The organism is Enterobacter cloacae complex sp. IR53041, from assembly GCF_049238285.1.
Lineage (GTDB): Bacteria > Pseudomonadota > Gammaproteobacteria > Enterobacterales > Enterobacteriaceae > Enterobacter > Enterobacter roggenkampii.
In genome coordinates this window covers 217,264-235,868 of record NZ_JBMKHB010000002.1, presented here as the reverse complement: position 1 = coordinate 235,868, position 18,605 = coordinate 217,264, and the positions used below count along the sequence as shown (strand labels likewise).

19 protein-coding genes and 2 tRNA genes are annotated in these 18,605 nt (G+C 56.3%); 12 read left to right on the top strand and 9 right to left on the bottom strand.

Translation table 11 applies throughout. From position 1 onward, the window contains the following. The first annotated feature begins 56 nt into the window (after nt 1-56). Nucleotides 57-1,256 carry a purine nucleoside transporter PunC gene (gene punC, locus ACOTXF_RS02635; RefSeq protein WP_047745173.1) on the top strand — a complete coding sequence of 400 codons (1,200 nt, stop codon included), beginning with the start codon at nt 57-59 and terminating at the stop codon, nt 1,254-1,256. Nucleotides 1,257-1,554: 298 nt separating this feature from the next. Beyond that, on the top strand, nt 1,555-2,703 hold the full coding sequence (cfa, locus tag ACOTXF_RS02630) for a cyclopropane fatty acyl phospholipid synthase (RefSeq protein WP_008500601.1): 1,149 nt from the start codon (nt 1,555-1,557) through the stop codon (nt 2,701-2,703). A 30-nt stretch (nt 2,704-2,733) separates the two neighbouring features. On the opposite strand, the gene ACOTXF_RS02625 is transcribed toward cfa, so the two are convergent. Beyond that, nucleotides 2,734-3,375 carry a riboflavin synthase gene (locus ACOTXF_RS02625; RefSeq protein WP_008500602.1) on the bottom strand — a complete coding sequence of 214 codons (642 nt, stop codon included), beginning with the start codon at nt 3,373-3,375 and terminating at the stop codon, nt 2,734-2,736. 225 nt (nt 3,376-3,600) lie between these two features. On the opposite strand from ACOTXF_RS02625, the gene mdtK reads away from it, so the two are divergent. The 4 genes from mdtK (at nt 3,601) to ACOTXF_RS02605 (ending at nt 6,999) form a co-directional block, all read left to right on the top strand. Next, nucleotides 3,601-4,974, top strand: coding sequence for an MdtK family multidrug efflux MATE transporter (mdtK, locus tag ACOTXF_RS02620; RefSeq protein ID WP_150319313.1), 1,374 nt, complete (start codon nt 3,601-3,603; stop codon nt 4,972-4,974). Nucleotides 4,975-5,127: 153 nt separating this feature from the next. Continuing rightward, nucleotides 5,128-5,204 (top strand) — tRNA-Val (locus ACOTXF_RS02615). Between the two features lie 4 nt (nt 5,205-5,208). Continuing rightward, a tRNA-Val gene (locus ACOTXF_RS02610) sits at nt 5,209-5,285 on the top strand. 118 nt (nt 5,286-5,403) lie between these two features. Then, the gene (locus tag ACOTXF_RS02605; protein ID WP_232926549.1) at nt 5,404-6,999 is read left to right on the top strand and encodes an FAD-NAD(P)-binding protein; all 1,596 of its coding nucleotides are present in this window, start codon (nt 5,404-5,406) and stop codon (nt 6,997-6,999) included. Between the two features lie 28 nt (nt 7,000-7,027). Here the strand turns inward: ACOTXF_RS02605 and ACOTXF_RS02600 are convergent, their stop codons facing one another. Both ACOTXF_RS02600 and ACOTXF_RS02595 read right to left on the bottom strand, forming a co-directional pair. After that, entirely contained in the window at nt 7,028-7,663 is a 636-nt protein-coding gene (locus ACOTXF_RS02600) for a carbonic anhydrase (protein WP_008500605.1), read from the bottom strand. A 72-nt stretch (nt 7,664-7,735) separates the two neighbouring features. Then, entirely contained in the window at nt 7,736-8,518 is a 783-nt protein-coding gene (locus tag ACOTXF_RS02595; protein ID WP_008500606.1) for an MBL fold metallo-hydrolase, read from the bottom strand. 125 nt (nt 8,519-8,643) lie between these two features. On the opposite strand from ACOTXF_RS02595, the gene ACOTXF_RS02590 reads away from it, so the two are divergent. Next, nucleotides 8,644-8,784, top strand: coding sequence for a hypothetical protein (locus ACOTXF_RS02590; RefSeq protein ID WP_008500607.1), 141 nt, complete (start codon nt 8,644-8,646; stop codon nt 8,782-8,784). Between the two features lie 45 nt (nt 8,785-8,829). Here ACOTXF_RS02590 and ACOTXF_RS02585 read toward each other — a convergent pair whose 3' ends face one another. Together ACOTXF_RS02585 and ACOTXF_RS02580 are read right to left on the bottom strand one after the other, a co-directional pair. Beyond that, complete coding sequence (locus ACOTXF_RS02585) at nt 8,830-10,236, bottom strand: DUF1996 domain-containing protein (protein WP_047745176.1); 1,407 nt, start codon at nt 10,234-10,236, stop codon at nt 8,830-8,832. Between the two features lie 144 nt (nt 10,237-10,380). Beyond that, on the bottom strand, nt 10,381-10,548 hold the full coding sequence (locus tag ACOTXF_RS02580; RefSeq protein ID WP_008500610.1) for a hypothetical protein: 168 nt from the start codon (nt 10,546-10,548) through the stop codon (nt 10,381-10,383). 245 nt (nt 10,549-10,793) lie between these two features. Here ACOTXF_RS02580 and ACOTXF_RS02575 point away from each other — a divergent pair, with 245 nt between their 5' ends. From ACOTXF_RS02575 to ACOTXF_RS02560, 4 genes are read left to right on the top strand one after another with little or no spacing between them, the layout of a single operon-like run. Beyond that, nucleotides 10,794-11,624: an ABC transporter substrate-binding protein gene (locus tag ACOTXF_RS02575; RefSeq protein WP_072253605.1), complete on the top strand. Its 831-nt coding sequence runs from the start codon at nt 10,794-10,796 to the stop codon at nt 11,622-11,624. Between the two features lie 2 nt (nt 11,625-11,626). Continuing rightward, nucleotides 11,627-12,442 (top strand): amino acid ABC transporter ATP-binding protein, encoded by an 816-nt coding sequence (locus ACOTXF_RS02570; RefSeq protein WP_045353762.1) that lies wholly within the window; start codon nt 11,627-11,629, stop codon nt 12,440-12,442. Then, a complete protein-coding gene (locus ACOTXF_RS02565; RefSeq protein ID WP_047745177.1) occupies nt 12,442-13,218 on the top strand; it encodes an amino acid ABC transporter permease in 777 nt (258 codons plus the stop codon). Before ACOTXF_RS02570 ends, ACOTXF_RS02565 begins: the two co-directional genes overlap by 1 nt. Further along, nucleotides 13,202-13,888, top strand: a complete 687-nt coding sequence (locus ACOTXF_RS02560) for an amino acid ABC transporter permease (protein ID WP_047745178.1) — start codon at nt 13,202-13,204, stop codon at nt 13,886-13,888. The genes ACOTXF_RS02565 and ACOTXF_RS02560 overlap by 17 nt, the downstream gene beginning before the upstream one ends. Here ACOTXF_RS02560 and fumD read toward each other — a convergent pair. The 4 genes from fumD to ACOTXF_RS02540 form a co-directional block, all read right to left on the bottom strand. Further along, nucleotides 13,869-14,078 (bottom strand): fumarate hydratase FumD, encoded by a 210-nt coding sequence (gene fumD / locus ACOTXF_RS02555; RefSeq protein ID WP_023343959.1) that lies wholly within the window; start codon nt 14,076-14,078, stop codon nt 13,869-13,871. The genes ACOTXF_RS02560 and fumD overlap by 20 nt on opposite strands. A gap of 110 nt (nt 14,079-14,188) precedes the next feature. Then, nucleotides 14,189-15,001, bottom strand: a complete 813-nt coding sequence (locus ACOTXF_RS02550) for a MetQ/NlpA family ABC transporter substrate-binding protein (RefSeq protein ID WP_008500616.1) — start codon at nt 14,999-15,001, stop codon at nt 14,189-14,191. A 148-nt stretch (nt 15,002-15,149) separates the two neighbouring features. Continuing rightward, entirely contained in the window at nt 15,150-15,818 is a 669-nt protein-coding gene (locus tag ACOTXF_RS02545; RefSeq protein WP_047745179.1) for a methionine ABC transporter permease, read from the bottom strand. Then, nucleotides 15,811-16,833, bottom strand: coding sequence for a methionine ABC transporter ATP-binding protein (locus ACOTXF_RS02540; protein ID WP_008500618.1), 1,023 nt, complete (start codon nt 16,831-16,833; stop codon nt 15,811-15,813). Before ACOTXF_RS02540 ends, ACOTXF_RS02545 begins: the two co-directional genes overlap by 8 nt. 400 nt (nt 16,834-17,233) lie before the next feature. On the opposite strand from ACOTXF_RS02540, the gene ACOTXF_RS02535 reads away from it, so the two are divergent. Next, complete coding sequence (locus tag ACOTXF_RS02535; protein WP_232926548.1) at nt 17,234-18,604, top strand: pyridoxal-phosphate dependent enzyme; 1,371 nt, start codon at nt 17,234-17,236, stop codon at nt 18,602-18,604. Nucleotide 18,605 lies beyond the last annotated feature (1 nt).

The following is an 18,605-nucleotide window of genomic DNA, read 5'->3' as shown; positions in this document are numbered from 1 at the left end:
TTGCACTCCCTACACTCTGCGCCAACGTACACCTGCCTCCTCAGGAGAATAAAAGAATGCAACCCAGGAAAGGATTTTTAGTCTGGCTCGGCGGCTTAAGCGTGCTGGGCTTTTTGGCCACCGACATGTACCTGCCCGCGTTTGCCGCGATGCAGGAAGACCTGCAAACCCCTGCCGCGGCCATCAGCGCCAGCCTGAGCCTGTTCCTTGCCGGTTTTGCTTTCGCCCAGCTGCTCTGGGGACCGCTCTCGGATCGCTTCGGCCGTAAACCGGTACTGCTGCTGGGTCTGGCCATTTTTGCCGTGGGCTGCCTGGGGATGCTGTGGGTGCGCGATGCCACCTGGCTGCTGGTGCTGCGCTTCGTTCAGGCCGTGGGCGTCTGTGCCGCGGCGGTGACCTGGCAGGCGCTGGTGACCGACTACTACCCGGCTAACCGCACAAACCGTATTTTCGCCACCATTATGCCGCTGGTGGGCCTCTCCCCTGCCCTGGCTCCGCTGCTGGGCAGCTGGATCCTCGCGCACTTTGACTGGCAGGCCATTTTTGCCACGCTGTTTGCCATCACGCTGGTGCTGATGCTGCCGGCGTTTGTCCTTAAGCCCGCGCATAAAAAAGAGGCGCATGCCGACGCGACGCCGATTACCTTCACCTCCCTGCTGAGCGCCAAAGCGTATCGCGGGAATGTCCTGATTTATGCCGCCTGTTCGGCCAGCTTCTTCGCGTGGCTCACCGGCTCGCCGTTTATTCTGCACGATATGGGCTACAGCCCGGCGGCCATCGGTCTGAGCTATGTTCCGCAGACCATCGCGTTCCTGGTGGGCGGGTACGGCTGCCGCGCGGCGCTGCAAAAATGGGAAGGTCAGCAGATGCTGCCATGGCTGCTGGTGCTCTATGCGCTGAGCGTCATCGGTACCTGGGCCGTCGGGTTTATTCCGGGCGCGGGTCTGGCTGAAATTTTGGTCCCCTTCTGCGTGATGGCCGTGGCAAACGGAGCGATCTACCCGATCGTGGTGGCACAGGCATTACGTCCATTCCCGCAGGCGACAGGCCGCGCCGCCGCGCTGCAAAATACCCTGCAGCTGGGTCTGTGCTTCCTCGCAAGTCTGGTGGTCTCAGCACTGATTGCCACGCCGCTGTTGACCACCACCAGCGTGATGCTGTTCACCGTAGCGCTGGCGGTATTGGGTTACCGCATGCAGGCGTCCGCGCAGCGCGAGCAGGATAACGGCGCGCAGGTGGAAACTTCGCATGCCTGATTGCGCCAGAAATCATGTTACATTTCAGTGATTAGGTTGCTAACAATTTTCTATTGAATCACCAAATTTTGAGGCCTATACTAAATTTGGTTCGATTAAATACGATAAATATTAAGTGTTAACGGGAGCCGGAGTGCTCCCGTTTTACCATGGAAGGCATTTCGGCAAGGGTTATCTCCCTTCCTCTGTTCTACGTCGGATACTAGCCTCGCGGTATTTACCGTGAGATTTCTCACAAACCAAAAAAAGCGTCTACGCTGTTTGAAGGTTCTGATCACATCAGGGTGATGGAGAAGCTATGAGTTCATCGTGTATAGAAGAAGTCAGCGTTCCGGACGACAACTGGTCCCGGATCGTCAGTGAACTATTAGGTCGAGCAGGCATCACTATCAACGGATCTTCGCCATCCGATCCCCAGGTAAAACATCCCGACTTTTTTAAACGCGTGTTGCGGGAAGGATCGTTAGGCCTGGGAGAAAGCTATATGGACGGCTGGTGGGAGTGCGAACGTCTGGATATCTTTTTTGCCAGCGTGTTGCGTGCCGGTCTGGAAAATCAACTCCCCCGCAATCTGAAAGACACCCTGCGTGTCGCCTCTGCCCGACTGTTTAACTTGCAAAGTAAAAAACGCGCATGGATCGTCGGCAAAGAACATTACGATCTCGGCAACGACCTGTTCAGCCGCATGCTGGACCCTTTCATGCAATATTCCTGCGCCTACTGGAAAGACGCGTCGACGCTTGAGGAAGCACAGCAGGCCAAGTTGCGCCTGATCAGCGAGAAGCTGCAGCTACAGCCCGGCATGCGCGTGCTGGATATCGGCTGCGGCTGGGGCGGGCTGGCGTATTTTATGGCGAAGCACTACGGCGTCAGCGTGGTCGGCGTCACGATCTCAGCGGAACAGCAAAAAATGGCGCGGGAGCGCTGTCAGGGTCTTGACGTGGATATCCGGCTGCAGGACTACCGTGACCTGAACGAGCAGTTCGACCGGATCGTTTCCGTCGGCATGTTCGAGCACGTGGGGCCAAAAAACTACGACACCTACTTTGAGGTGGTGGATCGTAATTTGAAACCGGACGGCCTCTTCCTGCTGCACACCATCGGCTCTAAGCGGACCGACAACAACGTTGACCCGTGGATCAATAAATATATCTTTCCGAATGGCTGTTTACCGTCCGTTCGCCAGATTGCCAACGCCAGTGAATCCCATTTCGTAATGGAAGACTGGCATAACTTTGGCGCAGACTACGACACCACCTTAATGGCATGGCATGAACGTTTCCAGAAAGCCTGGCCCGAGATTGCGGACAACTATTCAGAACGATTTAAACGGATGTTTAGCTATTATCTGAATGCCTGCGCGGGGGCGTTTCGTGCACGGGATATTCAGCTCTGGCAGGTGGTATTCAGCCGGGGGATTGAACACGGACTGCGTGTCGCACGCTAAAAAAATAACCCCGATAGCCGGGGTTATTTTTTATTCTTCTTCTGCGGTCTTTATTATTGCGGCTTCTTTAGCTGCCAGCACGCGTTCAACCGTATCCACCACCGCCTGGGTTTGCGGATCGATTTCGATATTCACGCGATGCCCCAGTTTTTTGGCACCCAGCGTGGTGCGCTGCAGCGTTTCAGGAATTAAATGCACGCAAAAACGCGTTGGCGTCACTTCTCCCACCGTCAGGCTAATCCCGTCAATGCCAATAAATCCTTTATAGAGGATGTATTTCATTAATGACGGATCCTGCATTTTAAACCAGATTTGACGGTTATTTTCCGAGGTCACGATTTTCGCCACTTCGGCAGTGGTCATGATGTGCCCGGACATCAAATGGCCGCCAATCTCATCGCTGAACTTCGCCGCGCGCTCAACGTTGACGGTATCGCCTACCACCAGCTCGCCCAGGTTAGTGATCCGCAGCGTCTCTTTCATTAAATCAAAGCTAATCTGGTTGCCGTTAATTTCGGTCACGGTCAGGCAGCAGCCGTTATGGGCAATCGAGGCGCCGGTTTCGATGCCCTCAAGCATATATTCCGGCAGCTCAACAACATGAGTACGGAAATTAGGTTTTTCATCAATGGACACCACTTTGGCAGTGCCCTGCACAATACCAGTAAACATGCTTACAACTCCTGTTTTTTCCGAACGGTGATGACACCGTTTAATCCCTCCACAATAACAGTTGGAAAAACAGGTTGCCAGCGGAGCGCATTTTCTGGCGATTTTTTCACTAGATAAATAGCTAAAGCCCGCTACAATAGCTGGCACCCCCCTGCATTTTCTTCTTGCTGCCCGTTTCGGCGGCTTTTTTAGTCTCTCAAATAACTACAAAATAAAGGTGTTCACGTGCAGAAGTACATGAATGAAGCGCGCCAGTTATTGGCACTGGCTATACCGGTGATCGTCGCGCAAGTGGCCCAGACCGCAATGGGATTTGTGGATACGGTAATGGCAGGTGGCTACAGCGCCACCGACATGGCGGCCGTGGCTATCGGCACGTCAATCTGGCTTCCGGCCATCCTGTTCGGCCACGGTCTGCTGCTCGCGCTCACGCCTGTTATCGCTCAGCTCAATGGCTCGGGGCGCCGCGAGCGCATTGCCCATCAGGTCCGCCAGGGTTTCTGGCTGGCCGGGTTTGTCTCTGTGCTGATCATGGTCGTGCTCTGGAACGCGGGCCATATCATTCGCGCTATGCATAACATTGACCCGGCCCTGGCGGACAAAGCCGTGGGCTATCTGCGCGCCCTGCTCTGGGGGGCGCCTGGATATCTCTTCTTCCAGGTGGCGCGTAACCAGTGTGAAGGTCTGGCGAAAACCAAGCCCGGCATGGTGATGGGCTTTATCGGGTTACTGGTCAACATTCCCGTTAACTATGTTTTTATTTACGGTCATTTCGGGATGCCGGAGCTGGGCGGCGTCGGCTGCGGCGTGGCGACGGCCGCCGTTTACTGGGTCATGTTCTTCTCAATGCTTACCTTCGTGAAGCGCGCCCGCTCCATGCGCGATATTCGTAACGAGAACAGATTCAGCACGCCGGACTGGAACATCATGACGCGCCTGGTGCAGCTAGGGCTGCCGATTGCCCTTGCGTTGTTCTTTGAGGTGACCCTGTTTGCCGTGGTCGCCCTGCTGGTCTCCCCGCTGGGCATTGTGGACGTCGCCGGGCACCAGATTGCGCTCAACTTCAGCTCCCTGATGTTTGTCCTGCCGATGTCGCTGGCCGCGGCAGTGACGATTCGCGTGGGCTTCCGCCTGGGGCAAGGCTCGACGCTCGATGCGCAAACCGCCGCGCGCACCGGACTGGGCGTCGGCGTCTGCATGGCCATTTGCACGGCGCTTTTTACCGTGGCGCTGCGCGAGCAGATTGCCCTGCTCTACAACAACAATCCGGAAGTCGTCGCGCTGGCCTCGCACCTGATGCTGCTGGCCGCGATTTACCAGATTTCGGACTCCATCCAGGTGATTGGCAGCGGGGTGCTGCGCGGCTATAAAGACACGCGTTCCATTTTCTTTATCACCTTCATCGCCTACTGGGTGCTGGGTCTGCCGTGTGGGTATATTCTGGCCCTGACCGACCTGGTGGTTGACCGCATGGGACCGGCGGGGTTCTGGATGGGCTTTATCATCGGCCTGACGTCGGCGGCAATTATGATGATGTTGCGCATGCGCTTCCTGCAGCGCCAGCCATCAACGATCATTTTGCAACGCGCTGCACGTTAAATACGCAGTAGCCGCCGCCCGGCGGCTACTTTCTCTTCACTTTGCGCGGTAATACAGCAATCGCGTGAAATCAGAGAGAAAATTGCATTTTCCCTCTTGCCACCTCGGTGCTGTGCCGCTAATATTCGTCCCCGTTGTCACCGACAACACGTTGCGTTCATAGCTCAGTTGGTTAGAGCACCACCTTGACATGGTGGGGGTCGTTGGTTCGAGTCCAATTGAACGCACCATTCTGCGTCCGTAGCTCAGTTGGTTAGAGCACCACCTTGACATGGTGGGGGTCGGTGGTTCGAGTCCACTCGGACGCACCATTTCAGTCCTGAAATGGTGCAAATTCTCCTCAGTTACCCTGAATTTTCTTAATCCCTTATTTTCATCATTATTCTCCTGCTACGCTTTTCCTATGGAAAAAACACAGGAAACGTGTTGATGAAGAAGATCGCGATTATCGGCTCCGGCCCCACGGGAATTTACACCTTTTATCATCTGCTTAATAACAATACCCCACTCTCCGTTTCCGTCTTTGAACAGGCCGATGAAGCTGGCGTGGGCATGCCCTATAACGACGACGATAATTCCCGGCTGATGCTGGCGAACATAGCGAGCATTGAAATCCCGCCCATTTTCATGACCTACCTCGACTGGCTCAAGGAACAGAGTGACGCCCATCTGGCGCGCTTTAAGGTGGATAAAGCCAGCCTGCATGACCGGCAGTTCCTGCCCCGACTCCTGTTGGGAGAGTATTTTCGCGACAGCTTTCGTTCAATCGTAAAAGAGGCGAAAAAGCTGGGGTTCCAGGTTGAGGTCCATGAATCCGCGAAGGTCAACGACATCATCCCTTCGACAACCGGCGTGACGATTTCGGTCAATGACAACACCTTAGCGGATAAATTCGACCTGGCGGTTATTGCCACCGGCCACGTCTGGCCAGAGGAGGATGAAGCCACGCGCACGTTCTTCCCAAGCCCGTGGTCCGGCCTGATGGACGCCCGCATTCCCCCTTGCCGCGTGGGCATTATGGGCACCTCGTTGAGCGGCCTGGACGCGGCTATGGCGGTGGTGATGCAGCACGGTGCGTTTCGTGACGGTAAATTCATCCTCGACAGCGGCAGCGAAGGGTTACACATTACGCTGATGTCCCGGACGGGTATTCTGCCGGAAGCCGATTTTTACTGCCCTATTCCTTACGAGCCGCTGTCGGTATTGACCGAATTCGTGGTGGAAAGCGAGATCGCCAAAGGACCGGATAGCCTGCTTGACCGCATTTTTGCCCTGATGGTCAAAGAGCTTAAGCTTGCCGATCCGGCGTGGTGCGAGAAGATGTCTCTGCATACGCTGAATGCGGACACTGTTCGTGAGGCCTGGTTTGAGGATCGTCAACGCCATGGCCCCTTTACCTGGGCGGAAGAGAATCTCAACGAGGTTGAACGCAATAAACGCGAACGCCGTACCGTGGCGTGGCGCTACACCGTGCTGCGGCTGCATGAGGTCGTTCAGGAGATTGTCCCCCATCTCGACGAGCGAGACGGTGAACGCTTCAGGCAGGGGCTGGCTCGGGTATTTATTGACAACTATGCCGCCATCCCTCCGCAGTCTATCCGCAGGCTGCTCGCGCTTCGCGAAGCCGGCATCATCAGCGTGGCCGCGCTCGGTGACGACTACACGCTCGACGTTGGCAGCGATCGAACGGTGATAACCACAAAAGAGACCGTCTATCGTTTTGACGTATTTATTGACGCTCGCGGACAAAAGCCGCTCAAAACGAAAGATCTGCCCTTCCCGACGCTGCGAAAACAGCTGGAAGCGACCGGCGATGAGATACCCGATATCGGCGAGGATTACACGTTAAAAGCGCCAGAAACGGTTCGTGGGCGCATCGCCTTCGGCGCAATACCGTGGCTGATGCACGATCGTCCCTTCGTTCAGGGGCTGGCAGAGTGTGCGGAGATTGCAGAAGCGATGGCGAAGGCGGCTGAAAAACCGGCCTCAGGTATACGGCGTCGGTTACCGTACGTGGAGAACTGACAGGGCTTCCATGCCCTGCAACGCGAGATTATTCGAAGAACACTTCCGGGTTTTCAGACAGCGAGACGAAGCTTTTCGTCGCTTTATCCAGGGCGAGAATTTTGCCGCTTTCAATGTCGTATACCCATCCGTGCAGGCGAAGCGAGTTATTACGCAGGCCCACCGCGACGGACGGGTGGGTCTTGATGTTGCTGAGTTGCGCAAAGACGTTTTCCTGCACCATCGCATTCACTTTATCGATCGGCTTATCCCAGCTTTTCTTCTCTACCACGGCTTTTGCCGCGTCGGAATAGCGCAGCCAGTGCGATACAGCAGGCATCGGCTCCAGGTTCGCGTTATCGGCAATCGCCTTCATCGCGCCGCAGTTGGAGTGACCGCAGATCACGATGTCGGTCACGCCCAGCGCCACTACCGCGTACTCGATAGTTGCAGAGACGCCGCCTGGCTCCGGCCCGAACGGTGGAACAATGTTGCCAGCATTACGAATAACAAAGAGTTGTCCCGGCTCTTGCTGGGTGACCAGTTCAGGGACCAGACGGCTGTCGGAGCAGGAGATAAACAGCGCTTTGGGATTCTGGCTGGACGCTAAACTGCGAAAGAGCTCTTTACGTTGCGGGAAAATCTCTTTTTGAAAGCTGAGAAAACCTTCAATGATATGTTGCATAGCAATTTCTCTTTTATCTGTTTTCGTTTAGGCATGATCGAGATCACACTCGCAAAGTTTACCCACCGTGCTTCACTTGAGACAAGCAATATATTTCTGGCCCGACCGCTGCACGATGTCATCGGCGTTTGCCGGAATGTTCTGCCCTTCGAACGCGCCGTAAAGACGGGCGAACGATTTTCCCGCCAGGCGCCGGGTAACGTCCTCAACCGTACGGGCAGGCAGCGGAAGCATATTCGGGTAGCTCCACATGAACGACACGGCCTCTTTCCCTGGGGTCACCTGCAAAATGTCTCCCGCCAGTAAAACGCCCTCGCCCTCCTGCCAGTGCAGTACCGTTCCGCCCGCAAAATGCCCGCCGAGACGCAGCAGCGTAACCGACGGTACTATCTCCAGCGCATCGCCATCCCAGAAATGAATCGCCGGGCTGTCGCGCATCACCCACTCGCTATCGCTTACGTGCAGATAGACCGGCGCGTCGAAAGCCGCGGCCCACTCCTGCATCGTGGTGTAATAGTGCGGATGCGAAATCGCAATCGCGCGAAGGCCGCCGAGTGCGGCGATGAGCGTTTGGGTTGCAGGATCAAGGTTGGCGATGCAGTCCCAGAGAATGTTACCGTGGGGAGTACGCAGGAGCAGTGCCCGCTGGTTAATGGCAAAAGCGGGTACCGTCTTGATACTGAATAACTGCGGCTCCAGCTGCTGCCATTTGTTGGCGTGTGTCGCCGTTACCGTCGCGTAATCGATCCACGCCTGGCCGCTGGCCGGAACATACTGACGTTCATCCTCGCAAATGGCACATCTCTCCGGCGTTCCCTCATAGGAAGTACCGCAGGTTCTACAGAGTGTAATCATGAGCGCTCCTCAGTGATAAAGCACTGAGTATGGCAGGGATTATCCTTATGTGCTGCGAGGTACATTGCTGGCGTTTTTTACCCTATACTGTGCCAGTATCAAAAACCGAACAGAGCAGGTGCAACATGGAAATTGATCTCGATAACTTAGTTTTTAACGGTCTGGATGAAGCGGAAGAGCGAAACGCAGAACGTCTGGACGATGCGGATAAAAAAGCGCAGGCGATTATTGCCGACGACGACTGCGGCGACGCCTGCAAGATCTGATAAAAAAGCACCGGAAAACCGGTGCTTTTTTCATTGCGGGGAAGATTACAGCTCAGGCGTCTTTTTAAACCCCGTTAGCATCAGAACCAGGCTTTCTGATGAAGACGCCGGTTCGAACTGGTAATGATTCCCCTGGCGGTCACCGCCGATATACCACGAGATTTCGGTTTTTCCTTCCGCCAGCGCCTTGCGCACGGCTTTGTCCACGTTCACCATCCGGTATTCACGAGAATGGTTCAGATAGAGCACTGCGTCGGAGCGATAGTTACAGGCCGGACGCGAGGCCCATCTTACGGTAGCTGGATCCCAGTCATTGCTGGCCGGATAGAAGAAGATCTGATCGGCACCGTTAGTTTCCACTTTGCCGCCATAAATCCGCACGCGGTATGTAAACTGCGAAGGATCCTGCCCGGCAGGCAGAGGGGGAATGTGGAACTTCACCAGCGACAGCGTTTCGCTGTTTTTCGTGCGTCCCCCGTTCTGCCAGTTATCCTGCACCAGTAAAACCTGCGGTTCGGGCTGGGAGAGGTCTGGCTCCAGGCTGCTGAGCCAGACGTTGGCCTTCGCTCTGGAATAACCATACGGGACGGTGGTGCCACAATCTAACCCGCGGTTCATGCACAGGTCCGTCATAAAGCGCGCGGCGTCTTCCGTCCAGCCGTTCATGAAATCTGCATGCGCCGTATACAGGCTACCCCACCGCTCTTCTCGCTCATCGCCGTGCATGATGGGGTCCATGGAGAGCTGCACTTTGCTGGTATCAAGCGAGCTAATCGTCGGGAGTACGTAAGCAATGTTCATGTTCACGGTGGGAATTTTCACCGGGAAGGTGGACGGGCACTGCCCCTTGACGTCGTAGGTGGCGTTAATCAGACCATGGGCAGGCTTCAGGTTCACTCCATCCCAGCAGTTAGGAAACTGAATGCCGATATTAAACTGCACGGCATCGTTCGCCTTGCGCAAGCCGCAGACCTCACCGGTTTTGGTGGTGTAACCCTTGCCGTTGGCACATAAAAAGGTGATATGTGGATTCGGCGCACTACCGTGATGGTCGCCCGCCAGCAGCGACAGCCCCGCCGGGAAAGGGTGTAGCGGCCAGGCGTCCACGTTCGATGCCTGATAATAGGTTTTTTGATACGCCGGTTTGACGACCGTGCCGTCAGGCAGGCGAAGCGAAGGTGCCCAGTAGGCAGAGCTGTCGGCTTTGTTATCGCAGGTGGTCTTTTCATCCCGGCGCAGGGATTCACGGCTGGAGTCAGCATCCGTTCGCACGTTGCCGAAGAAGTCGTGCAGCATGGCCTCGTTGGGCATGCCGTACATCATAATGGCGTCATCGCCAAGGGTATGGGAATAGCCGCAAACAACATGCGCCTGCGGTGCGGCGTGTGCCGCATGAATTGTGAAAAGTAGCGCAGGGACAGAAAGCGCGCGTGTTAACGTGGTCCGTTTCATCATTTTCTCCATGACTGAAAGGACACATTGGTAACAAAAGCGGGCTAATTAACCGAATGATTCAGAGCGTACTTTTCCGTCTTTTGAGGCTTTACAGACGTCACGCACACCTCATTCCAGTACGTTTCGCGCGTGCGGCGCAGTTCAGCGTGGCGTTTTATCATGGAACCACTCCGGGTCAATGTTGGCAACGTCTACGCCATACAGGCTGGCGACAGGCAGTATCGACTCAAGAACACGTTGCGCGCTGTTCTCCGCATTCGCTGGTCGGGTCGCAAAAAACCGCCGTAACGTGCTGATCCATTTTTTCATCGTCTTACCCTCTCTCGCCGTATCTGCCTTCAGTTAAGCACCCCACTCCCGTGCAGGGGAAATACCAAAATCCACTGTCGATGTGCAGGATCTGCAAATAGCGCCCCGTCCTTTTCACGCTTCATTAACACCTTGTTCACTAATGCTTTTTTGCTCATAGCAAAGAACGATTTCTTATTTGGCGATAGCTTTCCCTTATGGGAGCGTAACGGGGTAAAACAAAAACAACGGGATGGCGTATGACTATGGCAGCAAAAATGAAAGGGTTTAAAAAACGGACGCTGGTTCTGGGCGTAGTGGCAGCCTGGGGCCTGTTTTCAGCGCAGGCGCAGGCCGATCAGCTGGCGGATATCAAGGCAGCAGGGGTGGTGAAAGTCGCCACGTTTGATGCCAACCCACCGTTTGGCTCGATTGATGCCAAAACGCATGAGATCGTGGGTTACGACGTGGACTTCGCCAAAGCGCTGGCAACCTCGCTCGGCGTGAAGCTTGAACTGGTTGCCACCAATCCGGCCAACCGCATTCCGCTGCTGCAGTCCGGGAAGGCGGACCTGATCGTGGCGGATATCACCATCACCCCAGAACGCGCGCAGGTGATTGATTTCTCGACGCCTTACTTCGTTACCGGCCAGCAGTTCCTCGTTCCGGCGAAATCCCCGGACAAGCTCGATGACTACAGCCGGGCGCGCATTGGCGCAGTCAAAGGCACGACGGGCGAGCAGGCGCTGCACCAGCGCTTCCCGCAGTCCCGCGTCCTCTCTTATGACGATATTCCGCTGGCGCTGACCGCGCTGCGCAACGGCAACGTACAGGCCATCACTCAGGACAGCACCATTCTGGCCGGTCTGCTGGCGCAGGCGCCGGACAAAGCCAACTTCAAAATCCTGCCCGACCTGCTGAGCAAAGAAGAGATTGGCGTCGGGGTGAAAAAAGGTGAAACGGCGCTGCTGAAAGCCGTCAACGATGAGCTGGTCAATCTCGAGAAGACTGGTCAGGCGGCTAAAATCTACGACGTCTGGTTTGGTCCTGGCACCCCTGCTCCACAGCCCCGCGCCTTTAAAATAGAAGCCAGATAATGATGCTCTCAGGTTTATTTTCCCACTCCGCGGCCGGTGCCGCGGATTTTTCACATCTGGAACAGGCCAGCGTCGAGTTTCGCCACGTGGACAAACGCTACGGTGACCATCAGGTTTTAAACGACATTAACCTCACCATCACGCCCGGTGAAGTGGTGGCCATCCTCGGCCCGTCGGGTTCCGGTAAATCCACCCTGATTCGTCTTATCAACCAGCTTGAACCCCTGAGCGGCGGGGAGATCCTGGTCGACAACAAGCCTACCGGAAAGCTCTCCGGTAGCGGGCTGCGCCAGCTGCGAAGCCGCGTGGGGTTTGTGTTTCAGCAGTTCAATCTTTATGCCCACCTCACCGCCAGCCAGAACATCACCCTGGCGCTTGAGCACGTCCACGGCTGGAAGCCGCTGCCCGCTCAGGCGCGCGCGCTGGCCCTGCTGGAGAAAGTCGGGATGCTGGAAAAAGCCCACCATTACCCGGCTGAGCTTTCCGGTGGACAGCAGCAGCGGGTGGCGATTGCCCGCGCCCTGGCCTCGTCACCGCAAATCATTCTCTTTGACGAGCCGACGTCGGCACTCGATCCCGAGATGATTGGTGAAGTGCTGTTTGTGATGAAAGCCCTCGCCCACAGCGGGATCACGATGATCGTGGTGACCCACGAGATGCAGTTTGCCCGGGAAATCGCCGACCGGATTGTCTTTATCGACGGCGGGCACATTCTGGAAACCGCGCCGCCGGCACAGTTTTTCAGCCAGCCAGCGCATCCGCGCGCGCAGCGGTTCCTGCAAAAGGTGCTGGACCCGCTGCATCAGGAGCATCTGTAATGCCCGCGCTCGACTGGCAGGGAGTACTGACCGGACAGCCTCTGCAGTGGATACTTTCCGGATTTCTCACCACCCTGTGGGTGACGCTGGCGGGGATCGCGCTGGCCAGCCTGCTCGCACTGCTCTTTATGCTCCTGCGCCTGTCCGGCGGACGCGTCGGGAAAGCGCTCGTCAGCGGCTGGGTATCGCTGTTTCGCAATACCCCGCTGCTGGTTCAGCTGCTGTTCTGGTATTTTGCCGCCTGGAACGGGCTGCCGCAGGCGTTTCGCGACGCGGTCAACGCCGATCACAGCTGGTCCATTCTGCCCGGCGACGTCTGGTGGTTTACGCCCGAATTTTTATGCTCTGCCTGGGGGCTGGGCGTTTTTACCTCGGCGTTTTTAATCGAAGAAGTGGAAGCCGGGTTGCGTTCTGTGCCAGTCGGGCAACGGGAGGCGGCGCTGGCCCAGGGATTCTCAGCATGGCGCGTGTTTCGCTACATCCTGCTGCCGCAGGGGCTGGCTAACGCCTGGCAGCCCGTCGTGGGCCAGTATCTCAACCTGATGAAGCTCTCCTCGCTCGCCAGCGGGATTGGCTTCGCCGAGCTAACCTATCAGGTCAGGCAGATCGAAAGCTATAACGCGCACGCGCTGGAGGCATTTACCCTCGGTACCGCACTCTATCTCCTGACCGGTCTGGTCATGGGAATGGTGCTGGTTCGCCTTGGGCCGCAGGCGAAACGTAAACGTCCGATCGTCGTCACCGCAGGGAGTGAAAAACATGATTGCCGGACTTAATGTCATCACCGATAACCTCGATTATCTGCTGTGGGGACGCGCGGCAGCCGGTGAACCGGGGGGCGTGTTGCTCTCGCTGATGATGGCGACTGGAGCAGCCGTTATCGCCCTGCCCGCGGGGATTGCGCTCGCGTGCCTGGCCTGGCGCTTTACCGGGCTCGTGCGCAAAGCCCTCTTTTTATGGGCAGAGCTGATTCGCGGGATCCCGCTCATCTTCGTGATTTTCTGGATGTGGTATCTCCTGCCGCTCATGACCGGGGGCGATCTGCCGGGAGCGCTGACCGTCACGCTGGCGCTGGCCTGGTTTACGGCGGCCACCGTGATGCACTCGGTCCTGGCCGGGCTGAGCGCGCTGCCGACCGGGCAGTACGAAGCCGCGCTGTCACAGGGATTCAGCACGCAGCAAACCCTGTGGCGCGTGCTGCTGCCGCAGGCGCTGAGGAATATTCTGCCGTCGCTGGTGGGGATTTTTATCAGCCTGCTGAAGGATACGTCGCTGGCGTTTATCGTGAACGTCCCGGAGCTGACCACGGTGGCGGGACAGGTCAACAACCGGGTGCAAATCTACCCGGCGGCCATTTTTATCTTTACGGGCGTGGTCTACTACCTGCTCTGCTGCTCGCTCGAGCAGCTTGCGAAACGCTGGCGCCTTACCCGGCCAGCGCTTTAACCACCGTTTCCATTGCCTCGGTTGTCAATGCACTGCGTTTCACGCGCTGGTTCGCCAGCGCGGTACGCAGTACCCCGGCAATGACAATATGCTTTGGCTCCTGCCCTAAATCTCGCATCTCAAGCACGACCTTCCCGACCACCCGGCACATCTCCTGATACAGCGCTTCATCTTTGGTCACGTTACCCATCGTCATCACTCCATTGCCTGTTAAACGTTGAGCTTAAATGATTCTCCTGCCGGATACAAAAAAGAAGCCCGGCGAGAAACTCGCCGGGCTTCATCTGTAAAATCAGCTAATTAGTTGTTTACTGGAATGACCGCGCCTTTGTACTTGGTGCGGATCCAGTCCTGAATCTCTTTCGAGTGCAGCACGTTCACCAGCGCGACGATGTCTTTCTTCTTCTCGTCACCGCGATGCACGGTGATGATGTTGGCATACGGGTTGTTTTCACCGCTCTCAACCGCAATCGGGTCGTGAACCGGATCCAGACCGGCGTCAATCGCGTAGTTGGCGTTAATCACCACCGCATCGCCTTCGTTGTTGTTGTACATCTGCGGCAGCAGAGACGCTTCAACGTTAGGCGTGAACTTCAGCTTTTTCGGGTTCTCGACGATGTCGCTGATGCGCGCGGTCACTTTATCGATGCCCGGCTTCAGCTTGATCACGCCCTCTTTCTCGAAGATGGAAAGAATACGACCCTCTTCAGAAACCGCGTCACGCATGATGATCTTGCCACCTTCCGGCAGGTCTTTCAGCGACTTGTATTTTTTGGAGTAGATGCCGATTGGTTCAATGTGGATCGCGCCCGCACTGACAAAATCGTAGTCCTTATCGCCCGCATGATCTTTCAGCACGCTGTTCAGGTAAGGAATGTGCTGGAAATAGTTCGCGTCGATGTCATGACCCGCCAGCGCGGTGTTCGGCAGGATGTAGTCCTGGAACGGTTTAATCTCCAGGTCGATACCCTGCTTCGCCAGAATCGGCTTTGCCTGCTCCAGAATTTCCGCATGCGGCGTGTTGGACGCCCCCACGGTCAGGGTGTCGGCCCAGGAGGCGAAGCTCAGGGCGCTCAGGGTTGCAGCGGCGATCAGTGTCAGTGTCTTTTTCATGATGTGGTTCCTGTGTGTTGTTGTTACCCTAAATAGTTCGAGTCACAGGAAGGCGGCAAGTGAGTGAATCCCCAGGAGCTTACATACAGTAAGTGACTGGGGTGAACGAATGCAGCCAACGCGCCTGAGGCTCGAAATATGACGGGTATTAGCGTTTATCTAACAGTGAAGTAATGACATCGCCGCAGAACTGGATAATGAAAACGATGATCAGAATGGTCACCGTTGCCACCAGCGTGACGTCACCATGGTTGCGCTGGAATCCTTCCAGATAAGCCAGATTTCCCAAACCACCGGCGCCAATCACCCCCGCCATGGCGCTGTAGCTCACCAGCGCAATCAGCGTCACCGTAATACCCGAGACCAGTGCGGGTGATGATTCCGGCAGTAAAACCCGAAACACGAGCGTGCTCAGTCGTGCGCCCATCGAGCGTGTGGCTTCGATGACGCCTTTATCCACTTCACGCAGGGCGATCTCCACCAGGCGTGCGTAGAACGGTGCGGCACCCACAATCAGGGCCGGCAGCGCCGCGTTGGCGCCAAGAATGGTGCCGACAACGGTCTTGGTGAACGGGATCAGCAGCACAATCAAAATGATGAACGGAATCGAGCGGAACACGTTCACCACAATCGAAATGACGTTATACACCGTGCGGTTGTGGAACAATCCGCCGCGCGCGGTTAAAAACAGCGCCAGACCCAGCACGATGCCTAGTACAAAGGTCGCTACGCCGGACAGCGCAGTCATGTACAGCGTCTCCAGCGTCGCCGCCCAGAGCTGATCCCACTTGAGATGCGGAAAGAGATTCTCAGCCATGTTTAATCACCTCGCCTTCAATATCGCTGTGCTGCAGGTCGGCGAGGATATTGTTCAGTTGTTCATCAGATGCCACGACGTGCACCCAGAGCTGACCAAACACGCCGTGAGCGGTTTGGGTCATTTTTCCGTGCAGAATGTTAAACGGCAGGCCGTAGCGCAGCGTCAGTTCGCCCACAATCGGTTTATGCGTGCTGTGCCCGGTAAAGGTCAGCCTGATGACCGTCCCTTCCAGTTCGTTTGCCAGTTCGGGATTGAAGGTTTCTTCTTCAGCGTACTGGCTCACCTGACGGACAAACTGCTGCGTAATCGGCTGCTGCGGATGGGTAAAGACGCTCAGCACGTCTCCCTCTTCCACCACTTTACCGTTCTCCATCACCGCCACGCGGTCGCAGATTTTGCGCACCACGTGCATCTCGTGCGTGATCAGCACGATGGTCAGCCTGAAACGACGGTTAATATCCAGCAGCAGATCGAGGATCTGATCGGTGGTCTGCGGGTCAAGCGCGGAGGTAGCTTCATCGCAGAGCAGCACATCCGGGCGATTAGCCAGCGCACGCGCAATGCCCACGCGCTGCTTTTGCCCACCGCTCAGCTGTGACGGATAAGCATGCTCGCGACCTTTCAGGCCAACGAGTTCAATAAGCTCGGCCACGCGGGCCTTAATGTCGGCTTTCGGTACGCCGGCAATTTGCATCGAGAACGCAATATTCTCGCTGACCGTGCGCGACCACAGCAGGTTGAAGTGCTGAAACACCATGCTGATCTTCAGACGCGCCTGGCGCAGGGCTTCACCTTTTGCGGCAGAAATGTTCTGCCCGTTGATGGTTACGCTGCCGCTGCTCGGTTTTTCCAGACCATTCAGCAGGCGAATAAGCGTACTTTTACCTGCGCCGCTGTAACCGATGATCCCGTATATCTGTCCCTGTGCTATCGTCAAATTGACATTATCAACGGCCGTGAGCGCCACCTTTCCGTTGTCAAAAACCTTCGAAATATTGCTGAGAACTATCATTCTTATTCGTTATCCGTGCCGCCCGCGGCGGTTTAGCAGTATGGATGTCCAAACGATAGTAAACAGGCGTTATCAGCTTTTAAATGAACAAAAAAGAATGTGTTATAACTTTGGGGAATAAATAGCGGATTTACCGGGTGGGAAGCATTTAGATGAATTTCAGCAATGATTATCTGCCTGATGTATATCTGCTGGCTGACACCCTGCAAAAACGCTCATTTTTGCAGCATTTTATGCGTATATAGCCATCCTCACATCCAGACAACTTTACGTCTTGCTGTCCTGACATCCAAAAACATCATTTATATTCCTTTCTGTTCTAAAAAGCAGTGAATGGTTCTTTATTGAGAAAATTTCACCGCCCTATCATCCCGTCATGACATCCAGAAAGGAAAACATCATGACGATTTATCACTCCGTCACCGAACTGATTGGTCGTACCCCGCTGATCCAGCTGCATAAGTTTGATACCGGTCCCTGCTCGCTCTTTCTGAAGCTGGAAAACCAAAATCCTGGCGGCTCCATTAAGGATCGCGTTGCGCTGTCGATGATTAACGAAGCGGAACGTACCGGTAAGCTGCAGCCTGGCGGCACGATAATTGAAGCCACGGCGGGCAATACCGGTCTCGGCCTGGCCCTGATCGCCGCCCAAAAAGGCTACTCGCTGATCCTGGTAGTGCCGGACAAAATGAGCCGCGAGAAGATTTTCCACCTGCGCGCGCTGGGTGCCCAGGTGGTGCTGACCCGCTCCGACGTTAACAAAGGCCATCCTGCCTATTACCAGGATTACGCCCAGCGTCTGGCTAACGAACTGCCGGGCGCGTTTTATATCGACCAGTTCAACAACGAAGCCAACCCGCTGGCGCACCGCACCACCACGGCGCCTGAGCTGTATGAACAGCTTGACGGCAGGATCGACGCCATCGTCGTGGGTGTCGGCTCAGGCGGCACGCTGGGCGGCCTGCAGGCGTGGTTCGCCGAGCACTCTCCGCACACGGAATTTGTCCTGGCTGACCCGGCCGGATCCGTTCTTGCCGACCAGGTGGAAACCGGACGCTACCACGACGCGGGCTCCTGGCTGGTTGAGGGAATTGGCGAAGACTTTGTTCCTCCGCTGGCCCACATTGAAGGCGTCAATCGCGCCTGGCGCATCACCGACCGCGAAGCGTTCACCACCGCGCGCGAGCTGCTGAAAACGGAAGGCATTCTGGCGGGCTCCTCCAGCGGCACGCTGCTGGCGGCCGCGCTGAAGTATTGCCAGGCGCAGACCACGCCGAAGCGCGTGGTGACCTTCGCCTGCGACAGCGGCAATAAATATCTTTCGAAGATGTTTAACGACGACTGGATGCGACAGCAGGGGCTCATCACGCGTCCTCAGGCCGGCGATCTCTCCGACTACATCGCCCTGCGCCACGACGAAGGTGCCACCGTCACCGCGGCCCCGGACGACACGCTTTCCACCGTCCTGGCGCGCATGCGTCTGTATGACATCTCCCAGCTGCCGGTGCTGGAGAACGGCAAGGTGGTGGGCATTATCGACGAGTGGGATCTCCTGCGGCATATCGGCGGCGACGGCGATCGCTTCGCGCTGCCGGTGACGGCAGCCATGACGCATCAGGTCGAGTTCCTTGACAAGCACGCGCCGGAAAGCGCCCTGCACGCCATCTTCGACCGCGGCCTGGTGGCCGTCATTAATGACAACGACCGTTTTCTCGGTCTGATTACGCGCAGCGACGTTCTGACCGCCTGGCGCAACCGTCTACAGCAATAAA